This is a genomic window from Ruoffia sp. FAM 26254 (genome assembly GCF_045528545.1).
Taxonomy (GTDB): Bacteria; Bacillota; Bacilli; order Lactobacillales; family Aerococcaceae; genus Ruoffia; species Ruoffia halotolerans.
In genome coordinates, this window is the sequence record NZ_JBGQQY010000110.1 from 1 (window position 1) to 957 (window position 957).

1 protein-coding gene is annotated in these 957 nt (G+C 37.0%); it reads right to left on the reverse strand.

What is annotated here, in order from left to right:
- Positions 1-109: 109 nt before the first annotated feature.
- Positions 110-793 (reverse strand): nucleoside phosphorylase, encoded by a 684-nt coding sequence (locus ACEN3Z_RS11875; protein WP_407090983.1) that lies wholly within the window; start codon positions 791-793, stop codon positions 110-112.
- Between the last annotated feature and the right edge of the window lie 164 nt (positions 794-957).

Sequence of the window (957 nt, forward strand, 5' to 3'; positions counted from 1 at the left end):
GGTAAGATGTGTGTATGGATTCATAGCTTTCTCCTTCTAATAGTTGGTTGGTACATCTATTTTATAGGAAAACTATGGATCTTTTTTTATTTTATTATTGTTGTTGCACTTAAATTGTAAATTCGTCATAGGAATAGATAGTATCACCTTGAGTCAAATGATCTGATAAATTTAATAAGCCTATTGCCTTTTTATTTAACTTCTTCGCTACCGCTAACGTCGTTGCCGTTTCCATATCAACGCCCGTATAACCGTTATCGGACCATTTGTTTACCATGTCAACTGTTTCCAGAAGCATTGCACTTGTAGAAATTACACGTCCAATTGAATAGCTATATCCCTTCTTTTCACAGTAACTTATTGCTTCATTTACCATTGCTTCATCAGCTTTAACTACATCCTGATCAGGAAGGTACCACTGCGAAGCTCCATCTTGCATCCCGGCTTCAGTTACGATAAGTATATCCCCATATTTCACATCGTGTGTTAGTCCGCCACAATAACCCGTTTGAATAAATAAATCAGTTCCTGCTGCACCGAATTGATGGACAATGTTTGTTGCCATCGGCGCACCATAGACATTTGCGAAGCCGATCTTCGTCTCTCTATAATCACCTATTACTGTATTCCACTTAGGTAGCCAACTCTCATCTTTTAGTAATTCGCTCCATAATTTCAGGTTATCATCGTGCTCCCATTCACCATGAACTACAAAAGAAGCAGGAATTTTTTCTTCCCAAGCTCCTAATGCTTTTAACCAATCTTCTTTTAAAAACTCCCCGTATAATTTCATGAATTTCTCCCTATGTACTTTAATATATTTCTAATACCCTGAACAATTCATACTTTTCGTTGAAACATGTGCCAACTGCCTAACGGCAGCTTAAATTTACTTTTTCATTTTCACCTGTTAAGTGATGAAAAAAGAACCCCATTCTGATATGGTAAAGGTGTCTA

What these genes read in the sequence shown, in the direction of transcription:
- ACEN3Z_RS11875 (WP_407090983.1), bottom strand. Translation starts at nt 793, where the DNA reads ATGAAATTATACGGGGAGTTTTTAAAAGAAGATTGGTTAAAAGCATTA.